This window comes from Hyphomicrobium sp., from assembly GCF_036262015.1.
Lineage (GTDB): Bacteria > Pseudomonadota > Alphaproteobacteria > Rhizobiales > Hyphomicrobiaceae > Hyphomicrobium_C.
On the sequence record NZ_DATAJR010000001.1, the window covers coordinates 33,769 to 55,430 of the forward strand.

General features: G+C 61.5%; 22 protein-coding genes. 7 read left to right on the plus strand and 15 right to left on the minus strand.

What is annotated here, in order from left to right; translation table 11 throughout:
• Window position 1: 1 nt before the first annotated feature.
• The 5 genes from VHO05_RS00180 to VHO05_RS00200 form a co-directional block, all read right to left on the minus strand.
• On the minus strand, window positions 2-2,602 hold the full coding sequence (locus VHO05_RS00180) for a bifunctional diguanylate cyclase/phosphodiesterase (RefSeq protein ID WP_329644589.1): 2,601 nt from the start codon (window positions 2,600-2,602) through the stop codon (window positions 2-4).
• A 124-nt stretch (window positions 2,603-2,726) separates the two neighbouring features.
• On the minus strand, window positions 2,727-4,070 hold the full coding sequence (locus VHO05_RS00185) for a UDP-glucose/GDP-mannose dehydrogenase family protein (protein ID WP_329644590.1): 1,344 nt from the start codon (window positions 4,068-4,070) through the stop codon (window positions 2,727-2,729).
• Between the two features lie 194 nt (window positions 4,071-4,264).
• The gene (locus tag VHO05_RS00190; protein ID WP_329644591.1) at window positions 4,265-4,615 is read right to left on the minus strand and encodes a hypothetical protein; all 351 of its coding nucleotides are present in this window, start codon (window positions 4,613-4,615) and stop codon (window positions 4,265-4,267) included.
• A gap of 393 nt (window positions 4,616-5,008) precedes the next feature.
• A complete protein-coding gene (locus tag VHO05_RS00195; protein ID WP_329644592.1) occupies window positions 5,009-6,322 on the minus strand; it encodes a porin in 1,314 nt (437 codons plus the stop codon).
• 251 nt (window positions 6,323-6,573) lie between these two features.
• Entirely contained in the window at window positions 6,574-7,941 is a 1,368-nt protein-coding gene (locus tag VHO05_RS00200; protein WP_329644593.1) for a porin, read from the minus strand.
• Window positions 7,942-8,326: 385 nt separating this feature from the next.
• Here VHO05_RS00200 and VHO05_RS00205 point away from each other — a divergent pair, with 385 nt between their 5' ends.
• The 6 genes from VHO05_RS00205 to VHO05_RS00230 all read left to right on the plus strand — a co-directional run bounded on the left by VHO05_RS00205 (window position 8,327) and on the right by VHO05_RS00230 (window position 13,468).
• The gene (locus VHO05_RS00205) at window positions 8,327-9,598 is read left to right on the plus strand and encodes a UbiH/UbiF family hydroxylase (RefSeq protein WP_329644594.1); all 1,272 of its coding nucleotides are present in this window, start codon (window positions 8,327-8,329) and stop codon (window positions 9,596-9,598) included.
• 90 nt (window positions 9,599-9,688) lie between these two features.
• Window positions 9,689-10,612 (plus strand): lipid A biosynthesis acyltransferase, encoded by a 924-nt coding sequence (locus VHO05_RS00210; protein WP_329644595.1) that lies wholly within the window; start codon window positions 9,689-9,691, stop codon window positions 10,610-10,612.
• Window positions 10,613-10,628: 16 nt separating this feature from the next.
• Entirely contained in the window at window positions 10,629-11,510 is an 882-nt protein-coding gene (locus VHO05_RS00215) for an MBL fold metallo-hydrolase (protein ID WP_329644596.1), read from the plus strand.
• Between the two features lie 103 nt (window positions 11,511-11,613).
• The gene (locus VHO05_RS00220; protein WP_329644597.1) at window positions 11,614-12,114 is read left to right on the plus strand and encodes a hypothetical protein; all 501 of its coding nucleotides are present in this window, start codon (window positions 11,614-11,616) and stop codon (window positions 12,112-12,114) included.
• A gap of 89 nt (window positions 12,115-12,203) precedes the next feature.
• On the plus strand, window positions 12,204-12,959 hold the full coding sequence (locus VHO05_RS00225; RefSeq protein ID WP_329644598.1) for a hypothetical protein: 756 nt from the start codon (window positions 12,204-12,206) through the stop codon (window positions 12,957-12,959).
• Between the two features lie 41 nt (window positions 12,960-13,000).
• Complete coding sequence (locus tag VHO05_RS00230) at window positions 13,001-13,468, plus strand: hypothetical protein (RefSeq protein WP_329644599.1); 468 nt, start codon at window positions 13,001-13,003, stop codon at window positions 13,466-13,468.
• Between the two features lie 36 nt (window positions 13,469-13,504).
• On the opposite strand, the gene VHO05_RS00235 is transcribed toward VHO05_RS00230, so the two are convergent.
• Window positions 13,505-14,503: an AraC family transcriptional regulator gene (locus tag VHO05_RS00235; protein ID WP_329644600.1), complete on the minus strand. Its 999-nt coding sequence runs from the start codon at window positions 14,501-14,503 to the stop codon at window positions 13,505-13,507.
• Between the two features lie 143 nt (window positions 14,504-14,646).
• Here VHO05_RS00235 and VHO05_RS00240 point away from each other — a divergent pair, with 143 nt between their 5' ends.
• The gene (locus VHO05_RS00240; RefSeq protein ID WP_329644601.1) at window positions 14,647-15,102 is read left to right on the plus strand and encodes a regulator; all 456 of its coding nucleotides are present in this window, start codon (window positions 14,647-14,649) and stop codon (window positions 15,100-15,102) included.
• A gap of 205 nt (window positions 15,103-15,307) precedes the next feature.
• Here the strand turns inward: VHO05_RS00240 and rplQ are convergent, their stop codons facing one another.
• The 9 genes from rplQ to rpsE form a co-directional block, all read right to left on the minus strand.
• Window positions 15,308-15,733: a 50S ribosomal protein L17 gene (gene rplQ / locus VHO05_RS00245; protein ID WP_329644602.1), complete on the minus strand. Its 426-nt coding sequence runs from the start codon at window positions 15,731-15,733 to the stop codon at window positions 15,308-15,310.
• A gap of 124 nt (window positions 15,734-15,857) precedes the next feature.
• The gene (locus VHO05_RS00250; RefSeq protein WP_329644603.1) at window positions 15,858-16,883 is read right to left on the minus strand and encodes a DNA-directed RNA polymerase subunit alpha; all 1,026 of its coding nucleotides are present in this window, start codon (window positions 16,881-16,883) and stop codon (window positions 15,858-15,860) included.
• Between the two features lie 138 nt (window positions 16,884-17,021).
• A complete protein-coding gene (rpsK, locus tag VHO05_RS00255; protein ID WP_020087346.1) occupies window positions 17,022-17,420 on the minus strand; it encodes a 30S ribosomal protein S11 in 399 nt (132 codons plus the stop codon).
• Window positions 17,421-17,517: 97 nt separating this feature from the next.
• A complete protein-coding gene (gene rpsM / locus VHO05_RS00260; RefSeq protein ID WP_291181622.1) occupies window positions 17,518-17,889 on the minus strand; it encodes a 30S ribosomal protein S13 in 372 nt (123 codons plus the stop codon).
• Between the two features lie 209 nt (window positions 17,890-18,098).
• Complete coding sequence (locus VHO05_RS00265; protein WP_329644604.1) at window positions 18,099-18,680, minus strand: adenylate kinase; 582 nt, start codon at window positions 18,678-18,680, stop codon at window positions 18,099-18,101.
• Window positions 18,677-20,041, minus strand: coding sequence for a preprotein translocase subunit SecY (gene secY / locus VHO05_RS00270; protein ID WP_329644605.1), 1,365 nt, complete (start codon window positions 20,039-20,041; stop codon window positions 18,677-18,679). Before secY ends, VHO05_RS00265 begins: the two co-directional genes overlap by 4 nt.
• 142 nt (window positions 20,042-20,183) lie before the next feature.
• The gene (gene rplO, locus VHO05_RS00275) at window positions 20,184-20,735 is read right to left on the minus strand and encodes a 50S ribosomal protein L15 (protein ID WP_329644606.1); all 552 of its coding nucleotides are present in this window, start codon (window positions 20,733-20,735) and stop codon (window positions 20,184-20,186) included.
• An 80-nt stretch (window positions 20,736-20,815) separates the two neighbouring features.
• A complete protein-coding gene (gene rpmD, locus VHO05_RS00280; protein ID WP_329644607.1) occupies window positions 20,816-21,016 on the minus strand; it encodes a 50S ribosomal protein L30 in 201 nt (66 codons plus the stop codon).
• Between the two features lie 57 nt (window positions 21,017-21,073).
• Window positions 21,074-21,652 (minus strand): 30S ribosomal protein S5, encoded by a 579-nt coding sequence (rpsE, locus tag VHO05_RS00285; RefSeq protein ID WP_329644608.1) that lies wholly within the window; start codon window positions 21,650-21,652, stop codon window positions 21,074-21,076.
• Window positions 21,653-21,662 lie beyond the last annotated feature (10 nt).

Here is a 21,662-nt window from a genome sequence, read left to right on the forward strand (position 1 = left end):
ATCAACCCGCGAGCGCAGGCTTTGGAAGCTTCTTGACGTCGGCCTCGAGATGAATCCCGTCCAGATCCTGCGGCCGACCTAACAAGTAGCCCTGCAGGTGATCGCAGCCCGCAAGCGCGGCGATCATCCTCTGCTGCTCGGTCTCGATGCCTTCCGCGGTGGTTTTGATACCCAGCGATTTGGCGAGTGAGACGACGGCCACGAAAATAGAACGCGCCTTGGAGTCCGTTTCGAGGTCGCTCACAAAAGAGCGATCAATCTTGATGCGCCCGATGGGCAGGCTCTTGAGGCAACTCAGCGCCGATTGTCCGACACCAAAATCGTCGATCGCCACGGAAACGCCGAGAGCGCAAAGATCCTGGAGCATTCGGCCGGCCGTGACCTCGTTATCAAGGATTGCCGTCTCGGTGACTTCCAGCTCCAGCCGCCCTGGCGCCAATCCGGTGCGGGTTAACGCCTGCGAGACCCGGCTTACAAAGTTCCGGTCCGACACTTGCGCACGCGAGAGGTTGACTGAGACTTTGACATTTTCCGGCAGACGCAGGGCGTCCCGGCAGGCCTGATCCAGCACCCAGTCGCCAATTTCCGAAATCAGTCCATTGCGCTCGGCAATGGGGATGAACTCGGCGGGCGAAATCGTGCCCAGCTCAGGGTGATGCCAGCGGATCAGCGCCTCCAGCGCTGCGATCCCACTCAAATCTCCAGCCGTGATCGGCTGGTAGACCAGGCGGAACTCTTTTTCGTCGATGGCGCGGCGCAGCTCGCTTTCGAGACGTCGTGCGGAGCACGCCCCCGCATCCTCGGCAGCGTCGAAGAACGCAAAATTTCCGCGGCCATTGCGCTTTGCCTTGTAGAGGGCCACGTCTGCCGATTTGAGGATTTCGTCGGTGGTAATGCCATCGAGCGGGGGCTGGGCAATGCCGATGCTCACGCCGATACGAAGCTGCTTGCCTTCGATGACGACCGGCCGGCGGATTGACTCCAATATGCGGCGCGCCACGATCGCCGCGTCGCAGGGCTGCTCATCGGTAAGGAGCACCGCAAACTCGTCGCCGCCTAAGCGAGCGACGGTATCTGTTTCGCGAACACACGAGCGGAGGCGTTCCGCAACGCCCCTCAGCAGCTCGTCTCCGGCTGCGTGTCCGAGGTTGTCATTGATGGATTTGAAGTAGTCGACGTCGATCAACATGACCGCGGTTTGCCTGCCGCGCCGCGCGGCCGCCAGAGCGCGCTCAATTCGATCGACGAGCAAGCGGCGGTTTGGAAGGCCTGTCAGAATGTCGTGTAGCGTGCGGTGCAGGAGCTCGGTCTCGGCCTGCTTTTCCGCGGTGAAGTCCGTATAGGTGCAGATAACACCGCCATCAGACAACACGCGCTGGCTGATGCGAATGTAGCGTCCATCGACGAGTTGCTGCTCGAGGTCGTTGTTGACGTTCAGCTCGACGCTGCGACCGTTCACTTCAGGAACCGATCCCGCCGCCTGACAGACCGCCATCAAATCCGAGAGCGACATGCCTGCGGGAACCGCCTCCTCCGTCAAACTGTAAATGGCGAGGAATTGGTTGTTCCGGACCACGACCCGGCTGTGGCGATCGAACAGGCAGACGCCCTGAGACATGGCGTCCAAAGCCGTATCGAGCTGACGGCGCCGGTCGTACGCCAGCTCGGAAACCCGCTCGAGCTCTCTTCTCAGCCTGTCGCGATCCGTGATCTCGGCTGCGATGGGTAGCGCGGTCAAGAGGTTCACAAAGCAAAACAGTTGAGCGACCCAAAGGCGCGTGCCCGGATCCTCCATCAACGCCGCAGGCCCCCACCCCTGATAGGTTGTGGTCAGAGAAACGAATGTGAGCCAGAGCGTAGCCATCGCGGCGTACCGCGGCCCTAAGCGGAAGGCGATCAGAACGGAAACCGGAACCAGCAGAAAGAGCAGCGGCGCGGACGACTGAAAGAAGACGATCGATGATACCGTAACCAGCAGCACCATATGCCGGACGACGCTCGCCATGGGCGGAGACGGTCCCGAAACGCGGGTCTTGGGCCAGAGAAGCAATATCGCGGGTGTCAGCACAAGAAGGCCCAGCGTATCCGCTAGATACCAGGTGGTGAACGCTTCGTTGTAGTGCGCACCGAACATGTTCAATGCGATGCCCGCACCAATCGCAGAGGGCAGCACTGGCACCGCGAAGCAGATGATTACGAAAGTGACGACCGTGCCAGCCTTCGTGAAATCGACGCTCTTCCCACAAGAATACCTGAGCAGGTGAAAAGCGAGCAGGCTTTCCGCGGCGCTGATAAGCGGGAAGAGCACGGCGCTCATCCAGGGATCGCCATTAAGGAGACAGGCAATCGCGTTGGCCAGAATGCACGCGATAACGAGGGCATGCCGGGTTTGCGCCCTCCTGCACGCCAAAAGCGCCGCGAGCATGATGCCATTTGCCGGCCAGATCGCCGCGATGCTCGTCGAGTTGCGCGTCAGACTAATCGCGAGATAGACAGCAACGCTATAGGCAGCCGCCGCGCCCAACACCCAAAGGGCATCGCGGCGGGTTCTTGACCTCAAAAGGCTGTTCGTCAGCGCCGTATGGAAACGGGCCTTTTCCATCGCTTGTCGTCCGAGCAGTTTGTCGGCCGACAATAACTGGTGAAATTCTAATAAAATCTTCCAGTTGTCGTTTTTTTGTGCGTGAACGTCTCAAGCATAGAATTCTTGCACTGCACGTGCGCTGCTATTCTGCAGCAGTTGCAAGCGCGACTGTAATGTCCTCCTTCGGGCGCCCAACGCTGACGTAACGGAAGCCGTGCCGAGCAACTACCTCGCGTCGATAGACATTGCGGAGGTCCACGAAAAGCGCTTCCTTCATCAGCGATTTCAATCGCGTGAAGTCTAGCGCCCGGAATGCATCCCATTCCGTCACGAGCACGAGCGCATCGGCGCCATTGGCGATCTCGTATGCATCGCCGCCAAATGCGACATCCGAAACGTATGCCTTCGCGGCCTCCATGCCTTCCGGATCGAAGGCCCGTACATGGGCGCCGCCATCCTGGAGGCCCTGGATAATGGCAATCGCCGGGCTCTCGCGGATGTCATCCGTGTTCGGCTTGAAGGTGAGCCCCAGAAGGGCAACGGTCTTGCCCCTGACATCGGTGCCGATGGCGCGGGCCACCTTGCGCGCCATGGCGCGCTTGCGCTGATCGTTGACCGCCACGGTCGTTTCGACCAAGCGCAGGGGGCTGCCGTAGTCCTGAGCCGTTTTGACGAGCGCGAGCGTATCCTTCGGAAAGCACGAACCACCGTACCCAGGCCCCGCGTGAAGGAACTTCGAGCCAATTCGCTTGTCGAGGCCGATGCCGTGCGCGACGTCCTGAACATTGCTGCCGACAGCTTCGCACAGATCCGCCATCTCGTTAATGAAGGTGATCTTCATGGCGAGATAAGCATTGGCTGCGTACTTGATCAGCTCGGACGTCCGCCGAGCCGTGAACATCAGGGGCGCTTTGTTGAGATAGAGCGGCCGATAGACCTCGGTCATCACCTCGCGTGCACGTTCGTCCTCGATGCCGATAACAATACGATCGGGGCGCTTGAAATCTTCAATCGCGGCACCTTCGCGCAAAAACTCCGGGTTTGAGACAACGGCGATATCGGCCGCTGGATTCTCTTCACGGATAATGCGCTCCACCTCGTCGCCCGTACCGACCGGAACCGTCGACTTGGTGACGACGACCGTGAAGCGCTGGATGTTTCCGGCTATCTCCTTCGCCACCGCATAAACGTAAGACAGGTCCGCATGGCCATCGCCGCGGCGCGAGGGGGTGCCGACGGCGATAAATACCGCCTCCGCGCGGCTAACGGCTTCTGCGAGATCGGTTGTGAACACGAGACGGTTGGCCTTCGTGTTCGTGGCCACCATCTGCTCCAGGCCGGGCTCGTATATGGGCATCACACCGGCTTTGAGGGAGGCGATCTTCTCCTGGTTGCTGTCGACGCAAGTCACTTCATGACCGAAGTCTGCGAAGCATGCCCCCGAGACGAGACCGACATATCCCGAGCCAACAACGGCGATGCGCATGTATTTGGCCTTTCTGCCGAGACGCAGCCGTCGCCGCTCTCAGCCAACGTTATCAGATACGGCAGCAGGGACCCCGCCGGCGCGCGGCGGCAGAACTAAGCAATCCCCGTGACGTTATTGTGCTGAGGGCAAGTGTCATAAACAAAAAAGGAGCGCAAAAGCGCCCCTTCCAAGCCAATCCGGCTGCGCGGACCTCAGAAATTGTGCTTAACAGAGCCGCGGATCGTCAGGTCCTCGGCGGGCGTCTCGACGGGATCAGGCTGCTTGGCGCTGTCATTCGCGCCGTAGAGCAACTCGAGGCCGAAATCCATTTTGGGCAGCACGCCCAGCTTGCCAAGGCCAGGAATACGGACTTCCGTACCGGCATTGTCTTCAGCTTTGGGAGTAGAGAAACCGAGGCCTTTATCTGTCGACGGAGCAGCCTGCACTTCTGCTGGCGCGGCTGTGACCGGCGCAGAAGCGCCTCCCTGCTCCTGAAACGCAAGGGTCGAGGTGCTGACAAGCGCCAGCGCCAGTCCCATCCCGATGTACCCAAGCAACTTCATTGAAATCCCCGCAGTGCCACTCTTCTGACTCGTGAAGATGAGGCTTCAGTCCGTTCATGACAAGAATGTTCGGGCGTAGTTAAGCCCCGATGAACGTTTCGTGGGGGAGGTGTGGTTGCGCTGCAATGTGGCGCGTCAGTAACAGACGCCAAGGTTTGCGCCGGCCTTGTCATTTTTCTCAGTAAGGGCCTGACATAGCCATATTTTCGCCAGGGCTCTTGGGGCGGCCGCCCGTAGTCGACCTCCCCAATCCAATCATCGCTGAGTTTTCCACTTTTCACGCGGAACGGCCAAAGTAGAGCGCTGAACGAACGCCATCTGCGCAAATGCAAAAGGAGCCGCCCTGGGGTGGCGGCTCCTTTCCTTCTCATGCGCCAGAGTCAATGGACGCACTTAGAACTGAATGCGAGCTCCGGCGATCACCATATCGAGGTCGTCGACCCCCGTGGTCGCAACCGCACCACCGACATTGGCTTTCGAGGTGATGTCACCCTCGTTGTGGCGGTAGATCAGGTAAAGGTCCATCGCCGCTGCTTCGATGTTCTGAACCACGCCGAGTGCGTAGAAATCGAAGTCCGAACCGATCGCAGTGCCGGCACCGTTCGAGCCGGTGAAGGCCGTGCCCGTGAAGCCGACATCGTCATTGCGATACTCGCCGAAGATGGTCGTCTTTCCGAGCGGGACGAACTTGCGCTCGAGACCAGCCTGGATGAACCACATCGTGCTGTTGTCATCCAAACCGGGATTGCCGGGGAAGAACTCGATCTCGTTCTCGCCGAAGCCGCCATAAACGTAGAGGCCTGTCGGAGCGTGCATGACCGTACCGGCAGCACCCCACCACTGACAGTCACCGACCTTGACGGCGGTCTGCGCGCAGTTCTGAGCGTTGGTGATCGGATCGCTGCTCTCGCCGTAGCCGGCGCGGGCGGTGATCTTGAAGTCGCCAACCTCGCCCTTGTAGTTCAGGGCCATATCCCACATGTCGTCCTCGCCCCAGGCTGCCGTAGCCGAGAAGCCGGCAAACGTCGGGGTGTCATAGCGGACGATGTTGCGGCGGCCGCTCTGGCCGGGCGTGCGGTTGTTGAAGCCGCCCATGAAAGAGGTCCATGCGGCCTGAACCGGGCCGCCGTTGACGCGGACGCCAAACGCACCAAGGCCGACAGCTGCGGCTTCTGCGTCGGAGTAGTTGCGCGTGTTCGCGCCGTCGGCATCATCGAGCAGATGGTAGGTTGCCGTGCCTTCGAGACCGACGGTCAGCTTGCCGAGGGTCTTGCTCTTCAGGAACCAGTTGCTCTTACGGATCGTGATGGTGCTGCCACCGACGCCATTCTGCTTAAATGCGCTCGACGGAGAACCGGCGATGCCGACCTCGATCGTATAGCCAGCAGCCCAGTCGTTATCGATCTTGGCTTCGCCGGCGAACTTGAAGCGCGTCTGTTCCAGAGAGTTCGTGCCGACGTAGGCGTTCTGCTCCGTGCCGTCGTCCCAGAAAAACACGCCTTCATTGACCCAGCCCGAGATCGCTAGCGAAACCTTCCGATTTCCTTTGCGAGCCGTCGTTGCCTCGAGTTCGGCAATGCGCTCCTCGAGATCTGCGCAGCAATTCCCCCCTAGATCAGCGGCTTGCGCCGATGCACCCCATAGAAGAACACTTGCGGCTGCAGCACACGCTACCTTCCCTGCCGCCTTAATGCTCACTTCATTCATAATCGGGTTCCCCCAGTTAGCTTCCCTAAAAACGCCACTGCTTGCGACTCACCCCACAGGCGATGACAGCCCTAAGTAGCTTTACGCTCTGTAAACTTACGTGACAGAAACCTTACCAATGCGTCACACATCAGGAATTATACGTCAGTAGTTGCACATCCGTTACAGGACCATCCTCCGCCTGATCCAAAAGCAAAAGGAGCCGCCTTTCGGCAGCTCCTTCGCAGTGACAGGAAAAGTGTAAGCGACGACTAGAACTTAATGAGCGCGCCGCCCATCACCACATCGAGGTCTTCGAGGTCAACCTTCGTCGTGGTGCCGCCGTTGAGAAGCGTCAGGTCGGCTTCGTAGTGGCGGTAGTAGGCGTAGAGGTGCATCGCTGCCGAATCGAGGCCCTGCACGACGCCGAGGCCGTACATCTCGATGCCCGAAGCGAAGATGTTGCCCGACGGATTGCCTGCACCGAAGCTGACGCTCCGCTCGTTCGCGCCACCCTCATAGTCGTAGTACTGGGCGAACAGCGTGGTCTTGCCGAGCGGGATCCACTTCCGCTCGATACCGGCTTCAACGGCCCAGAACGAGCTGGTGTCGTCGGCATTCGTGCCAGCGAACGGGCTAGCGGCGCCCTTGATCAGATCGTCCTGAAGCTCACCTGCGGCCGCGTTGATGTAGAGGCCCGTGGGCTCATGCATGACGCTGATCGAGCCGCCGAACTGGCTGCACTTTGCGTCCGGTTCGGTGTTGAAATCGATCGGGCATCCGAAGTTCATAGCCGAGCTGCTCGTCGAGTGCTCGTTGGTGTTTTCGCCGTAGGCGAAGCCAGCGGCGATCTTGAACGCGCCGATCTCGCCGCTCCACTTCAGACCGATATCCCAGAAATCGTCCGTGCCCCAGGCAACGGTACCGACGAAGCCGGCGATTTCCGGCGTGTCGTACTTGATTTCCGGACGACGGTCGCCCTCACCCGGCTGGTCGCCGTGAACGCCAAGGAGGCGGCGCCACTGGGTGTTGCCCGAAAGCGCGCCGTTGGTCAAACGGAGGTGCATGCCGAGGCCGGAGTCTTCGACGTCCGAGTACTTGGCGATGTCCTTCGTGGCAGCGAGGTTGATTTCGGTGATGCCTTCGGCAGCCGAGCCGGTGGTGCCGAGCGACACGCGGCCGTACTTCTTACTGTCGACGAACCAATACGAGTGACGGATGTCGAGGCCGATGTCGGTCGCCGGACCCGTCGGATCGTTCTGCGTCGAGCGCTTCGAGTTGGCGGTCCGGATGCCGAGTTCGAGCACGTAGCCGGCCTTCCAGCCGTCGGCGATCTTCGCATCGCCCTTGAAGCCGATGCGGGTCCGCGAGTTGTCGTTGGTGACGACGTAGGCGTTGCTCTCGAAGCCGTCATCCCAGTACATGACGGACTGGTTCACCTGACCGTAAACGGTCAGCGATACCTTGCGGTTACCCTTACGGGCCGTCGTGGCCTCGAGCTCGGCGATACGCTCTTCAAGATCCGCGCAGCAGTTGCCACCAAGATCAGCGGCCTGGGCAGATGCGCCCCCCACCAGCAGGAAACCTGCTGCCGCAAACAGCGACATGCGTCCCGCCGACATCCTCAAACCCCCAGTCATGCCCAAATCCTCTCGAAATCCTGCTCCGCCACGCAACGGCACGAGCACAAGTCATTGACCCTCACCACTCAGCAGAGCTGGACAGACGCATACCCAACCGCCTGCCCCACCACCGTGGACGAGCGGAGATAAATCCAAACTTTTCATTCGGGTAAGGGGCAAAAGGCTTTGTGACAGTTTCGCTAAACGGCCTAAGTGCCGGACCCGCACCCGCCCGTATTCACCCCTCCGTATTTCGATGTCAGTTATATGACTATATGAAATTCTAATTACTCTAATTGATAGAGAACCTTCCGATGTCATTCAGACTGCGGATGAGCAAAAATCCCGCCATCATTGCTGGACAAGGGACAATGTGCGACGCTTGGGAAGGGCGCGAGGAGCAATGAGCCGTCAGTTCAGAGCAGCAGTTGTCGGAGGTGGGCCAGCGGGTCTGGTCGCCGCGCTGGCGCTTGGGAAAGCCAGAATCGAAGTCTTTCTGGCGGCACCTCCCCATCGCACGCATGCGCATGCTCCCGACAACAGGACAGCGGCACTGTTCGCCGGCTCCATCGAGCTTTTGAAGAACGTCAATGCCTGGGAGGCCATCGCGCCTTCTAGCGCGCCGATCCGCGCCATCCGCATCATCGACGATACGGGAGCGCTGCTGAGAGCGCCCGAAGTGGTCTTCACTGCGGCCGAGGTCGGGCTCGATGTATTCGGATGGAACGTTCCGAACAGCGCGCTGGTTGCTGGGCTTCTCGATGCGGCCAGCCGGTCCGATAGTGGCGTATCCCTGCGCGCGACACGGGGCATCGCGCAGGTCGCGATCGCGGAAGACAGCGCAACGCTCTCGACCCAGGAGGGCGATACGCTCGTTGCCTCGCTTGTCGTTGGGGCGGACGGCCGTAATTCCATTTGCCGGTCTGCTGCCGGCATCGCCACCACCACGTGGCAGTACGAACAAGCCGCCATCGCCACAACCTTCTCGCATTCGCGCCCCCATCGCAGCATTTCGACGGAGTTTCACAGGCCGTCGGGCCCGTTCACGACCGTGCCTCTACCGGGCCTTGCGTCGAGCCTGGTTTGGGTCGAGCGGCCGGATGAGGCCCAGCGCCTCGCCGCGCTGGATGAGGCTTCATTCAGGGCCGCCCTGGAAGAACGGCTCCAGGGTCTACTCGGCACCATCGGTGACATTAGTCCCCGGGCGGTGTTTCCGCTCTCTGGCCTCACAGCCGCGGTCTATGGCCAGAACCGCACCGCGCTCGTTGGCGAGTCGGGACATGTCATCCCGCCTATCGGCGCCCAGGGCCTCAATCTCGGTTTCCGTGACGCGGCAGCACTTGCCGATTGTGTGGCTACCGCCCTCGGACAGCAGCGCGACCCGGGCGAAGCGTCGACGCTCGCCGCCTACAACGCCCATCGCCGTCCCGACGTGACCTCGCGCATCACGACCATCGACGTCCTGAACCGCTCGCTTATTTCGGACCTCGTTCCTGTCCATCTGGCCCGAGGCTTGGGGCTAGTTGCATTGAAAACGTTCCCCCCCCTCCGCCGCTTCGCAATCCGCGAGGGGTTGCAGCCGTCCCGCGAAGTGTCCTCACTCCTGCTGCCGGACGGCGCGCACCGCCTGACCCAACGCCGGGAAGCAGCAATGACCCGTCATTCCGCCGCGTAACGCCGCCCTTGACGCCTTCCTCGACAGTTGGCATCCGAAGATTCCCGACGCCCCGGGGCGCCTTCGGGCAGCCGAGCCTTTAGGAACGTGATGTCTGCCCCTCGCACCAGTTTCGCCCGCGACCTGCAGTTCCGCCTCGAGTACGTGCTGTTGCGCGCCATCGTCGGCCTCGTGCGCATTCTTCCGCTCGACACGGCGACTTCGGTCTCCGCCAGGGCCTGGCGGGTTCTTGCCCCGCGTGTCAACCCCAAGCGACACAAGCGCGCCCTCGCAAACCTCGCCATTGCCTTCCCCGAAAAGTCCGAAGAAGAGCGCCAGAGGATCTGCATGGCGCACTGGGAGAACCTTGGGCGCGTCATGGCGGAGACGATGCAGATCGATCGGCTGATCGAAGACAAGACGCGCATCACGATCGTCTCAGATAGGCTCTTCCGCCGCTACAAGGACAAGCTCGGCCCGGCGATCGGCGTCTCGCTGCATATGGGTAACTGGGAACTTTCGATCTGGCCGTTCGTCGAGGCCCGTGCCAATCCGGCGGCGGTCTATCGCTCGGTCAACAATCCCTACATCGACCGCTATCTGCGCTGGCAGCGGCGCAACCTTTATCCCGGCGGCCTCTTCGGGCGCGGAAAGGTTGAAGGCGAGCATGGCGACGATCAGAAGACGGCGCGCATCCTGACAGACTTCGTCCGCCGCGGAGGACGACTGGGACTGGTCTGCGATCTTTATGATCGCACCGGGCTTCCAGTGCCGTTCTTCGGGCAAGACGCGCGGACGCAGGCCATAGGCGCCATGATCGCGCGGCGCGTCGGCAGCCGCGTCTGGATGTCCTGCTGCAAACGTGTCGGCACATCGTCCAAGTTCGAGATCGAGATCAAGGAGCTTCGCGTTCCGCGTACGAAGAACATCGGCGAGGACGTGCGCTGGATCGTGGTTGAGATGCAAAAGCAGTTCGAAGCGTGGGTGCGCGAAGCCCCCGAGCAGTGGATGTGGTCCAACCGCCGTTGGAGCTGAAGAGGGATTGGCCTCCGTGACGGGACATATGCGCGTACTAAAGCCCCATCCGGCGATCTATGCCTTCTATGATGGGCGCGTGGCAGGCTATCGCTTTGCCGAGCACGAGAACTGGGTCGACGAAGGCGCGTTGGCGCTCGGCATCGCCAGCTATGCGATCGTGAGCGGGCAGGAGGCGCTCGTCTACGACACGCATGTCACGCTCGAACATGCGTCGGCCATCCGCGAGATCCTGGCCAAGGACGGCGTCTCATCCTTCAAGGTGCTGTTGAGCCACTGGCATCTGGATCACATCGCCGGCAATGGCGTGTTCGCCGACTGCAAGATCATCGCGACAGAGAAAACCGCTGCACATCTTAGGAACCGGCGCGAAGCCATCGAAACGGCGACCTACGAAGGCCCGCCAGCCATTTTACCCCTGGTGATGCCGTCGCGTACCTTTTCGGGGACGCTGCCTCTCCAGGTTGGCGACATCCGGCTCGAAGTCATCGAGGTGAACATTCATAGCGACGACGCGGCGGTGGTGTGGTGGCCGGATGAGCGTATCCTGCTCGCGGGCGACACGATGGAAGACACCGTCACGTACGTCGTGGAGCCGGAAAACTTCGAGCTTCACCTCGCGGATCTCGCCCGGCTCGATGCGCTCGCCCCTGCGCGCATCCTGCCGAACCACGGCGATCCCGATGTCATCGCTTCAGGCGGTTACAGCCGTGGCTTCAATCGCGCGATGCAGCAATACGTCCGCGCGCTCCTGCGCTGCAAGTCGGAACCCGAACTTCGCGCCATGCCGTTACGCGAGCTGATCCAGGGGCCGCTTAACACGGGGTGGATCACCTACTTCGAGCCCTACGAGGAGGTCCACCAGCTCAACCTGCAGAAGATTTGCCCCTCCTCGTGAGGACCATCCGTACCGTGTATTTTCCTCCTCGCCACGGCTGTTAACGTTTCGTAAACCGTTTCCGGCAAGAGTTCGTTAACGGTTTCCCGTCCGTGAAATGCCCATGTCAGATTTCGACATCTCAACGCCGACAATGACGTCATCGCTCAACGATGCACGCAACGACACCGGTCGCGTGGCGTTCTGCGGGCCTTACGTGCTGTCCGCTATCACGGGTTATCCGATCAGCAAGGTCGAGGCGGCCGTCAACGCGTACCGCAAGCTGCCGCCGGACCTGCAATACCGGGTCAAGGGCACCTACGCCGACGAGGTCGAAGCGGCGCTCGCGGTCTACGGCTTCGAGATGGTGCTGAAAGAGACCTTCATGCATCTCGAGCGCAAGAAGCGCCCGACTGTGTGGACGTGGATGCAAAAGCCGCGCAACGCCTGGGCGCACTACATCCTGGCCATCCACAAGGGCAAGGAAGGCCACTGGATCCTGATCAAGGGCGTGAAGATGTGCGACACCTTCACGGAAGGAAAGTGGACCTTCGTGGTGGACGGCCCCCACCGTGGCGCGCGCATCATGGACATATTCGAAGTGAAGAAGTCGATCGACGTGTAACGCGCGTAACGGGCCTCCCTCCTTTCGCCCGGTAGCTTCCGGCAAAACGACGTGCAAACGTTACGGTGGCGCCGCGCGGACACTGCCTCATGACTCCAGACCTCTCCGCCATTGTCGAAGAAGCCTACCGCGTGTTCGGGCGCTACAGGCCCGCCGCTTCCACGCTCTCCGTTTGTCACTGCAATTGTTGCATGACCGAAGACGTCGAGCGCGAGCTCATCAAGACACCCTTGCGTCAGATCCCCGCCGACCTTCTCGCAGAGTACACAAATTCGGCCCACGACTGGGATGACGGACCGGTTGCGCGCGAGATGCGGTATTTCCTGCCCCGCTATTTCGAGCTCATCGCGCTAAACCACCCACCGGACACCATGGGTCTCGACATCTGCTTGCGGCGTCTCGGGCAAGCTGACTGGCGAGCCAAATGGCCCGAGACAGAAGAGAAATTTATTGACCGCTTCTTCGATGCAGTCCTCGTTGCGAGCCTGCCCCGGCTGGATCTCGTCGAATGGCCGGCCGGATGGTGGCTGGACTTCGACCTGACCGACGTCCTTACGATGATCGTGACGGCAGACGGCGATCTTGCCCGGGCGCTCGCGGCCTGGGACCGAGCCTCAGACCCTCCTGCTGCCATTCATATGGCCGCACTTCGTCATCAGGTGATGCGGGAAGGCGGCCGAACTTATCTCCACTCCGCCTATCTGGCCGGGGATCACGACGCGGCGGCCGACGCGATCGGTACATTCCTCTCTCGCCCGGAGGTGGACCGCCGCCTCGAAGAAGTCTTCTTTACCGTGACCGATCCGCGGCTACAGAAAATCATTTCCGACGCTATGATGAGCTAGCTCATTCAACGTCCACCACCTCGCCGATGGAGCGTCCGCCGATGGCCCTGCACTTTCGCAGTCTTGCGACCCTGTCCACGGTTCTCGGCTTAGCGACACTTCATCTGATCACCGCAGCGGAAGCCGGAGGGAGCGATCCTCAGATCGTCCTCGATGAGATCTACGGACAGGTCGCTGAAATGTGCAGTGCCGACGGGGGCCCGCCTTACGATTTCACGGCAATCGCCAAAACGTACTTCACACCCGAGCTGGCGAAGAAAGTCGTCAAGGCGTCCAACGATAACAAGCTGGACTTCGATGTTCTCATCGACGGCAACGACTGCAAGGTTACGGAGCTCGATCTCAGGGTCGTCGAAGAGAAGGCCGGCACCGCGATCGGCCGCGCGGAGTTCAAGAACTTCGACGAAGAGCGGACCGTTGATCTGCTGATGTCTAAGGCCGGAAACGAGTGGCAGGTCACGGACATCGTGTATCGGCACAGGCCGTTCTCGCTCAAAGCCGCGTTCTGAGCGCCTTCAACCAACGTCGAGATTCGTGTCGGGGACTTATGCCGCGCGATAGGCGGTCGGGGCGACGCCCGTCCAGCGCCGGAAGGCGCGCGAGAAATGTGCCGGATCGGAATAGCCGAGCTGGAAGGCAATTTCGGTGACGGGAACCGTTCCTTGCGTCAGTAAATCCTTGGCCCGTTTGCACAAGGCATCTTCCACAATGCGATTGAACGACGTGCCGTGTTCGCGCAGATGGCGCTGAAGCGAGCGCCGCGTCGTTCCAAGCTTGGCCGCCACCCAATCGACGCGCGGATAGCCTTCGCAAAGCGCGAGATCTGCGACCGCCGCAATGGTGCCGATCGTATCGCCATTGCCGGGAACCAGCGGCTCCGCTTGGCTCCGCCGCACTGGAACGTCGGCGCTGCGGAAAAGGCCACGCCCCAACAACGCAGCATCGAACTCGATCCCAGGAACAGGATGGCCGTGCGATATATTCGTGCCGAAAATTTCCTCGAGTTCCGCGCGCGGCGATCCGCGTGGGAGCGCGGTAAGCACGACATCCGGGCGCCATTGCCGGCCGGCATATGTCCGCACGACATCGATCTGATAGGCCACGCCCAAAAGCTCGTTGTGGTGCCGACCGTCCGTCTCCGGCTCGACGAACTCAATAAACCACCGCACCTTCGGACCATTCCGCAGCAGCGTAAGCACTGTTGACGTCTGGAGCATCGTGTTGAGTCCAGCGTGCCCCCGCTCCATCGCTTGGGTCAGCGTCTCGGCAGCGCAGACCCAGGCGCCGAACGCGCTCAAGTTTGCCATTCTGACGACTTGCCCTAGGCGCGCGCCGAAATGAGGATCGCCTATTTCGCGCGCTGCGCTTTCAAGAAAGCGGAACTGCGCCCGCAAAGGAATCACGATCTCGGGCTGCTCGAGCACAGCGAACGGAAGATCGACGCCTCTCAACACACGGGCTGCGGAGCCGCCCTGCCGGTCCATGAAGTCGGTGATGGGACCGAGCGAGCTTGCCCGGGTAAAACCTGAAAGGCGAGGCGCCATGAGCGCTCCGAAAATGGGCGACCGTTGGCGCAAAATGGCAAGCGTAATTCATCCGAACAAGTCACGTTGGCGTGACGGATAAATCGACTACGACGGCAAATTTGCCTGCCGTCGCAGCTAATAAGACGATGGAGAAACGCACGATGGGCACCCTTCCCTTCGACACCCGCAACATCAAATGGAACACGCTCGACGGCTTCGACCATGTTGCCTTCCACATCTACGCGGTGGACGAGGAAAAGCGGATCGTCGACATCCTGTTCAAGTTCGACGCCAATTCGCGGATCGTGATGCATCGGCACAAAGCCGACTACATCACGTTCGTGGTGCAGGGGGAGCTGAGGATCTACCGCCCCAACGGCGAACTGAAAGAGATCCGTCCAGTCGGAAGCTATGTGGCGGGTAAAGCCGATGGCGAGCCTCACACAGAGGGCGGTGGCGATCAGGACGTGATCGCCTTCTACAGCAACCGCAACGTCGACACCCTCGTCTACGAAATTCTCGACGAAAACCAAAATGTGGTTGCCACCTTCGGGATGGTGGAATTCAAGGCTCTGCTCGAAGCGCAGACAGCGGCGCCGTCAACGCTCGTCGCGTAGCTTCCTTTTCGCTAGCACACAGTAGAGCGACGACATCCCTACTGTCAGAGGTGCCCCCGTTCAAGCTGCACCTTCGGCGAGACCCTTTCGCGTGGCGCGTGCTTCGCCCGAACTGCCGGCTCGGCGGGTCCAGTGAGAGGGAAGATATGAAAAGGCCCCCGATGCAATGCATCGGGGGCCTTTTCGATTCCGGTATCGGAGGCGCTTAAGCGTTCGCTTCAGCAGCCTTCTGCGCTTCGTGGCGGGCCTTGTCCTCGGCGCCCTTGACCGACTCGTCGCGGTCGACGAGCTCGATGACGGCGCGCGGAGCGCTGTCGCCGTAGCGGAACCCGGCCTTCAGAACGCGCGAATATCCGCCGGCGCGGTTCTTGTAGCGCGGAGCGAGCACGTCGAAGAGCTTCTTGACCATGTCCTCGTCGCGCAGACGGGCTGCGGCGAGGCGGCGAGAGTTCAGGTCACCGCGCTTCGCGAGCGTGATGTACTTGTCGATCACGCGCTTCAGGTCCTTGGCCTTCGGCAGCGTCGTGACGATCTGTTCGTGCTTGATGAGCGCTGCCGCCATGTTCGAGAACATGGCCTGGCGGTGCGCGCTCTGGCGGCCGAAACGGCGGCCCAATTTCTTATGGCGCATAGGTTTCTCTTTCTCTCAGGTTGTTACGGGGAGGTTCTTTGGCCTCACCTCGTAGTCTCTAACGTCTCGCCTATTGCGGCGGACGGTCGTGCCCCACCCCCGAAGGGGTGAGGAAACTCTGGTCCTAGTACTGATCCTCGAAGCGCTTTGCGAGCTCTTCGATGTTGTCCGGCGGCCAGTTCGGCACTTCCATGCCGAGGTGCAGGCCCATGCCAGCAAGAACTTCCTTGATCTCGTTGAGCGACTTGCGGCCGAAGTTCGGCGTGCGCAGCATCTCGGCTTCCGTCTTCTGGATGAGGTCGCCGATGTAGACGATGTTGTCGTTCTTCAAGCAGTTGGCAGAGCGGACCGAAAGCTCCAGTTCGTCGACCTTCTTGAGGAGGGCGGCGTTGAAGGCGAGCTCCGGATGGCGGCTCTCCTCGACGGCCTTCTTCGGCTCTTCGAAGTTGATGAAGACGGCGAGCTGGTCCTGAAGGATGCGGGCGGCGAGCGCTACGGCGTCCTCGGCCTTCACCGAGCCATCGGTTTCGATGGTCATGGTCAGCTTGTCGTAGTCGAGAATCTGGCCCTCGCGGGTGTTCTCGACCTTGTAGGAGACCTTGGTCACCGGCGTGTAGAGGCTGTCGACGGCGATCAGGCCAATCGGCGCGTCATCCGGGCGGTTGCGCTCGGCGGCGACGTAGCCCTTGCCCATGTCGGCGGTGAACTCCATGCGGATCTGCGCGCCCTGGTCGAGGTGGCAGATGACGTGCTCGGGGTTCAGGATGTCGACTTCGGAGCCGGTCTCGATGTCGCCGGCCTTGACGGGGCCGGGGCCTTCCTTCTTCAGCACCATGCGCTTGACGCCATCCGAGTGGATGCGCAGCGCGATTTCCTTGATGTTGAGAATGATGCTCGTCACGTCCTCACGGACGCCGGGGATCGACGAGAACTCGTGCAGCACGCCGTCGATCTGAACGGTCTTGATGGCGGCGCCCTGCAGAGAGGAGAGCAGCACGCGGCGAAGAGCGTTACCGAGCGTCATGCCGAAGCCACGCTCGAGCGGCTCAGCGACGATGGTTGCGACGCGGGTGCGATCGCGGCCCGGAGTGATCTCAAGCTTCGACGGCTTGATCAGGTCTTGCCAGTTCTTCTGAAGTACGTTCGTCACGGGGGTTCCTCGTAGCGGTTCTGGGTGCCGCCTCGCCCAAGCGCGGCACGCTTCCAACAGAGGATAAGCTCGGGGCCGGAGACGGGAGCGTGGCGCCGCTAATTCACCCGCCCAGGGAGGCCCGGAACTCGCTTGGTCTTAAACGCGGCGGCGCTTGCGCGGCCGGCAGCCGTTGTGCGGGATTGGCGTCACGTCGCGGATCGACGTGATCTGGAAGCCGACCGACTGCAGCGCGCGGAGCGCGGATTCGCGACCCGAGCCGGGGCCGCACACTTCAACTTCGAGCACCTTCATGCCGTGCTCCATGGCCTTCTTGCCGGCGTCCTCGGCAGCCATCTGAGCGGCGAACGGGGTCGACTTACGCGAGCCCTTGAAGCCCATCGTGCCCGACGACGACCAGGCGAGCGTGTTGCCCTGCGCGTCGGTGATGGTGATCATCGTGTTGTTGAAGGAAGCATTCACGTGGGCGACGCCCGACGTGATGTTCTTCTTCTCGCGGCGGCGGACTTTCGTACGCCCCTGTGCCTCTTTCGCCATTTGGTCGAACTCCTCATGCCCGTCGGCCGGGCCAAATCACATGCTGCTCGCGACAGCTACAACGTGGTCGGCCGGCAGAGCCGGCCGATGAAACGGATTAAGCCTTCTTCTTACCGGCGATCGGCTTGGCCGGACCCTTGCGGGTGCGCGCGTTGGTGTGGGTCCGCTGGCCGCGCACGGGGAGACCCTTGCGGTGGCGCAGGCCGCGGTAGCAGCCCAGATCCATCAAGCGCTTGATGTTCATTGCAACTTCGCGACGAAGATCGCCTTCCACGACGTAATCGCGGTCGATCGCCTCGCGAATCTGGAGAACTTCGGCGTCGGTCAGCTGGTTCACGCGACGCTCAGCCGGAATGCCGACCCGCTTGCAGATTTCCTCTGCAAACTTGGGCCCGATCCCATGGATATACTGAAGCGCAATCAGAACGCGCTTCTGGGTCGGGATATTTACACCAGCTATACGGGCCACTTCGGTCTCCTGAAGTCTTCTTGAAATGCCGCGAAAGCGGCCGCTATTTATCTGTTATTCAACGAAAAAACACGGATTGGTCTGGTCCGGGCGAAGATCGCCGCACGGAGCAGGCCTTCCGTTTCATCGTCCTGAAAGCGCGGTGTTGTAGCTTGGTCATAATACTTCGTCAACCTGCGCCTTGTTCTTGTGACATCTTTTCATAGGCCTCAGACGCCCACGATCGTATCGATCTGGCGGCCAACTTCCTCGATCGGGGCCATGCCGTCGATCGACTTCAGCTTGCCTTGGGCGAAATAGTAACCAATGAGCGGGGCTGTCTCCCGATAGTAAGCCATAAGGCGCGTTTTCAGAGCCTCGGCGTTGTCGTCGGCACGGGCTGCCCCGCCGGCGGCTACGGTGTCGTTGGCGCGCTTCTCGATGCGCGCCAAGAGGGCATTGTCGTCGACCTTGAGCTCGATGACAGCGTCCAAGATCGTACCCTTGGAATCGAGGAGCTCGTCGAGAGCGGCTGCCTGCTTCAGAGTGCGCGGAAAGCCGTCCAGGATGAACCCGTTGGCGCAGTCCGGTTCGGCGATACGGTCAGCGATGATGCCGATTACGACTTCGTCCGGAACCAAGCCACCGCTCTTCATGATGGCCTCGGCCTTGCGGCCGATCTCGGTCCCTGCCTTTACGGCCGCGCGCAGCATGTCACCCGTCGAGAGCTGGATCAGGCCTTTGCGCTTGGCGAGAGATTCGGCCTGCGTCCCCTTCCCGGCTCCGGGAGGACCCAAAAGAATCAGTTTCATCTACGCCCGCCCCTCGTCGTTGCCCCGCGAAGTTTAGCCTTCTTGATCAGCCCCTCGTACTGATGGGCCAGGAGATGGCTCTGGATCTGGGCCACCGTGTCCATGGTTACGCTGACGGCGATCAGAAGCGACGTACCGCCGAAGTAGAAGGGCACGGCCGCGTAGGACGTCAGGATCTCCGGCATGACGCAGACGGCGGCCAGGTAGATCGCGCCGACGACAGTGATGCGGGTCAGGACGTAGTCGATGTACTCGGCTGTCTTCTCGCCGGGGCGGATGCCGGGCAGGAACCCACCGTGCTTGCGCAGGTTGTCGGCCGTATCCTTCGGATTGAACACGACAGCCGTGTAGAAGAACGCGAAGAAGACGATCATCGCAACGTAGACGAGCAGGTGGACCGGCTGGCCACGGCCGAGCGCCGCGACAACGGTCTGGAGCCACTCAGGGCCACCACCCTGCGCCGACGAGAACTGCGCCGCCGTGATCGGCAACAGCAGCAGCGAGGAGGCGAAGATCGGCGGAATGACGCCCGCAGAGTTGAGCTTCAGGGGAAGATGCGAGGCATCGCCCTGGAACATGCGGTTGCCGACCTGTCGTTTTGGATACTGGATCAAGAGGCGCCGCTGCGCGCGCTCGATGTAGACGATCGCAGCGACGACGGCCAGCATCAGGGCGAGAAGCGCGAGAAGCAGGAACGTCGACAATGCGCCGGTGCGCGCCATCTCGAACAGGCCGACGAGGGCCGACGGGAGGCCGGCCACGATGCCTGCGAAGATAATCAGCGAAATGCCGTTGCCGACGCCGCGTTGCGTGATCTGCTCGCCGAGCCACATGAGGAACATCGTGCCGCCGACGAGCGTGATGACCGTTGTCGCGCGGAAGAACCAGCCGGGATCGGTGACGACGGTGCCAGCCTGCGAGCGTGAGCCTTCAAGGCCGATCGCGATGCCGTAGGCTTGGAAAGCCGCGAGCACCAGCGTCAGATAGCGGGTGTACTGGTTGATCTGCTTGCGGCCCGATTCGCCTTCTTTCTTCAGCGCTTCGAGCTTCGGATTCATGGACGTCATCAACTGAATGATGATCGACGCCGAGATGTACGGCATGATGTTCAAGGCGAAGATCGCCATACGCTCGACGGCACCGCCGGCGAACACGTTGAACATACCGAGGATACCCGACGACTGCGACCGGAACGCTTCTGCGAACGCGGTCGCGTCGATGCCAGGAATCGGAATGAAGGTGCCGAGGCGGTAGATGATGAGCGCGCCCAACGTGAACCAGATGCGGTTCTTCAAATCCTGAGCCTTGGCGAAGGCGCCAAGGTTCAGGTTCGAGGCAAGCTGCTCGGCAGCGGATACCATGTCGTTATCTCCCGGCTCGGTGAGCCTTCTTACTTGGTGTCCGGTGGCCGCCGCGTCGAGCCCCCTCCCCGCATCGTCATGCTCCGGAAGGAGAAAAGCGCGCGGGCCGCCCTCGGAGCGGCGCCGAGCTCAGCGCTATTCCTTACTCCTCTGCGGACGCGACCTTCTTCGCAGAGCCGCCGGCCTTCTTGGCGGCTGATTTCTTGCGCTTGGCCTCGTCGGCAGCCAGCACCTTCTTCTGGATGAGGCTGACCGAGCCGCCGGCCTTCTCGATGGCGGCTTTGGCGGACGCGGACGCGTGGTTCACGGTGAGCGCCAGCTTGGCTTTGATCTCGCCGGTGCCGAGGAGGCGGAGGCCATCCTTGGGGCGGCGGAGAATGCCGGCGTCAACCAGAGCCGTCACGTCGACCGTCTGGCCAGCCTTCAGCTTGCCCTCGTCAACGGCCTTCTGCAGCGCGCCGACGTTGATCTCGTTCCAATCCTTGCGGTCGAACTTGTTGAAGCCGCGCTTGGGCAGGCGGCGATGGAGCGGCATCTGACCGCCCTCGAAGCCACCGATCGCAACGCCGGTACGTGCCGTCTGGCCCTTGCCGCCGCGTCCACCGGTCTTGCCGACGCCGGAGCCGATGCCGCGGCCGATGCGCACGCGAAACTTGCGGGCGCCGGGATTGTCCTTGATGTCGTTGAGACGCATGGCCTCGAGCTCCTTATTCGTCTTCTACCAGAGACTGCGATCTGCGGGCGAGGTCACGAGGACCCGCCACGCATCCAGTCTCAGGCCTTGCCCTTCTCGTCGACGATGCGGACGAGATGGGGGATCCTGTTGATCATGCCACGCACCGAAGGGGTATCCTCCAGCGTGCTCTGGCGATGCAGCTTGTTGAGGCCAAGACCGATGAGGGTCTTGGTCTGGATCTCGGGACGGCGATTTGCGCTCGCAATCTGCTCGACCGTGATCGTCTTCTTGGCTGCCATTTTTCAGTACCCTTCTCGAATTCTCTCGCCGTGCTGGCTGATAGGCTTTGCGGCCTATCAGGCTTCAGCGCCGGCCTCGGCGCCCGAGCCATCGCGCCGACGGGCGACGATCTCAGACACCTTCTTGTTGCGGCGTGCGGCGACGGAGCGGGGGTTCTCCTGCTCCTTCAGCGCGTCGAACGTGGCGCGCACGACGTTGTACGGGTTCGTGGAGCCAAGCGACTTGGCCACAACGTCATGAACGCCGAGCATCTCGAACACGGCGCGCATTGCACCGCCGGCGATGATGCCCGTACCGGCCGGAGCCGAGCGAAGCACGACCTTGCCCGAACCGTGGCGGCCTTCGCTGTCGTGGTGCAGCGTGCGGGCATCGCGCAGCGGAACGCGCACCAGATTGCGGCGTGCGGCCTCGGTTGCCTTGCGGATCGCTTCCGGCACCTCGCGCGCCTTGCCATGGCCGAAACCGACGCGCCCTTTCAGGTCGCCGACAACGACAAGGGCTGCAAAGCCGAAGCGCTTACCGCCCTTCACGACCTTGGCAACGCGGTTGATGTGGACCAGCTTGTCCGAAAACTCGCTCTCGCGCTCCTCGCGCTCGCGTTCCCGGCCCCGGTCTCTCGATGATGGACGTGCCACTATCAAATTC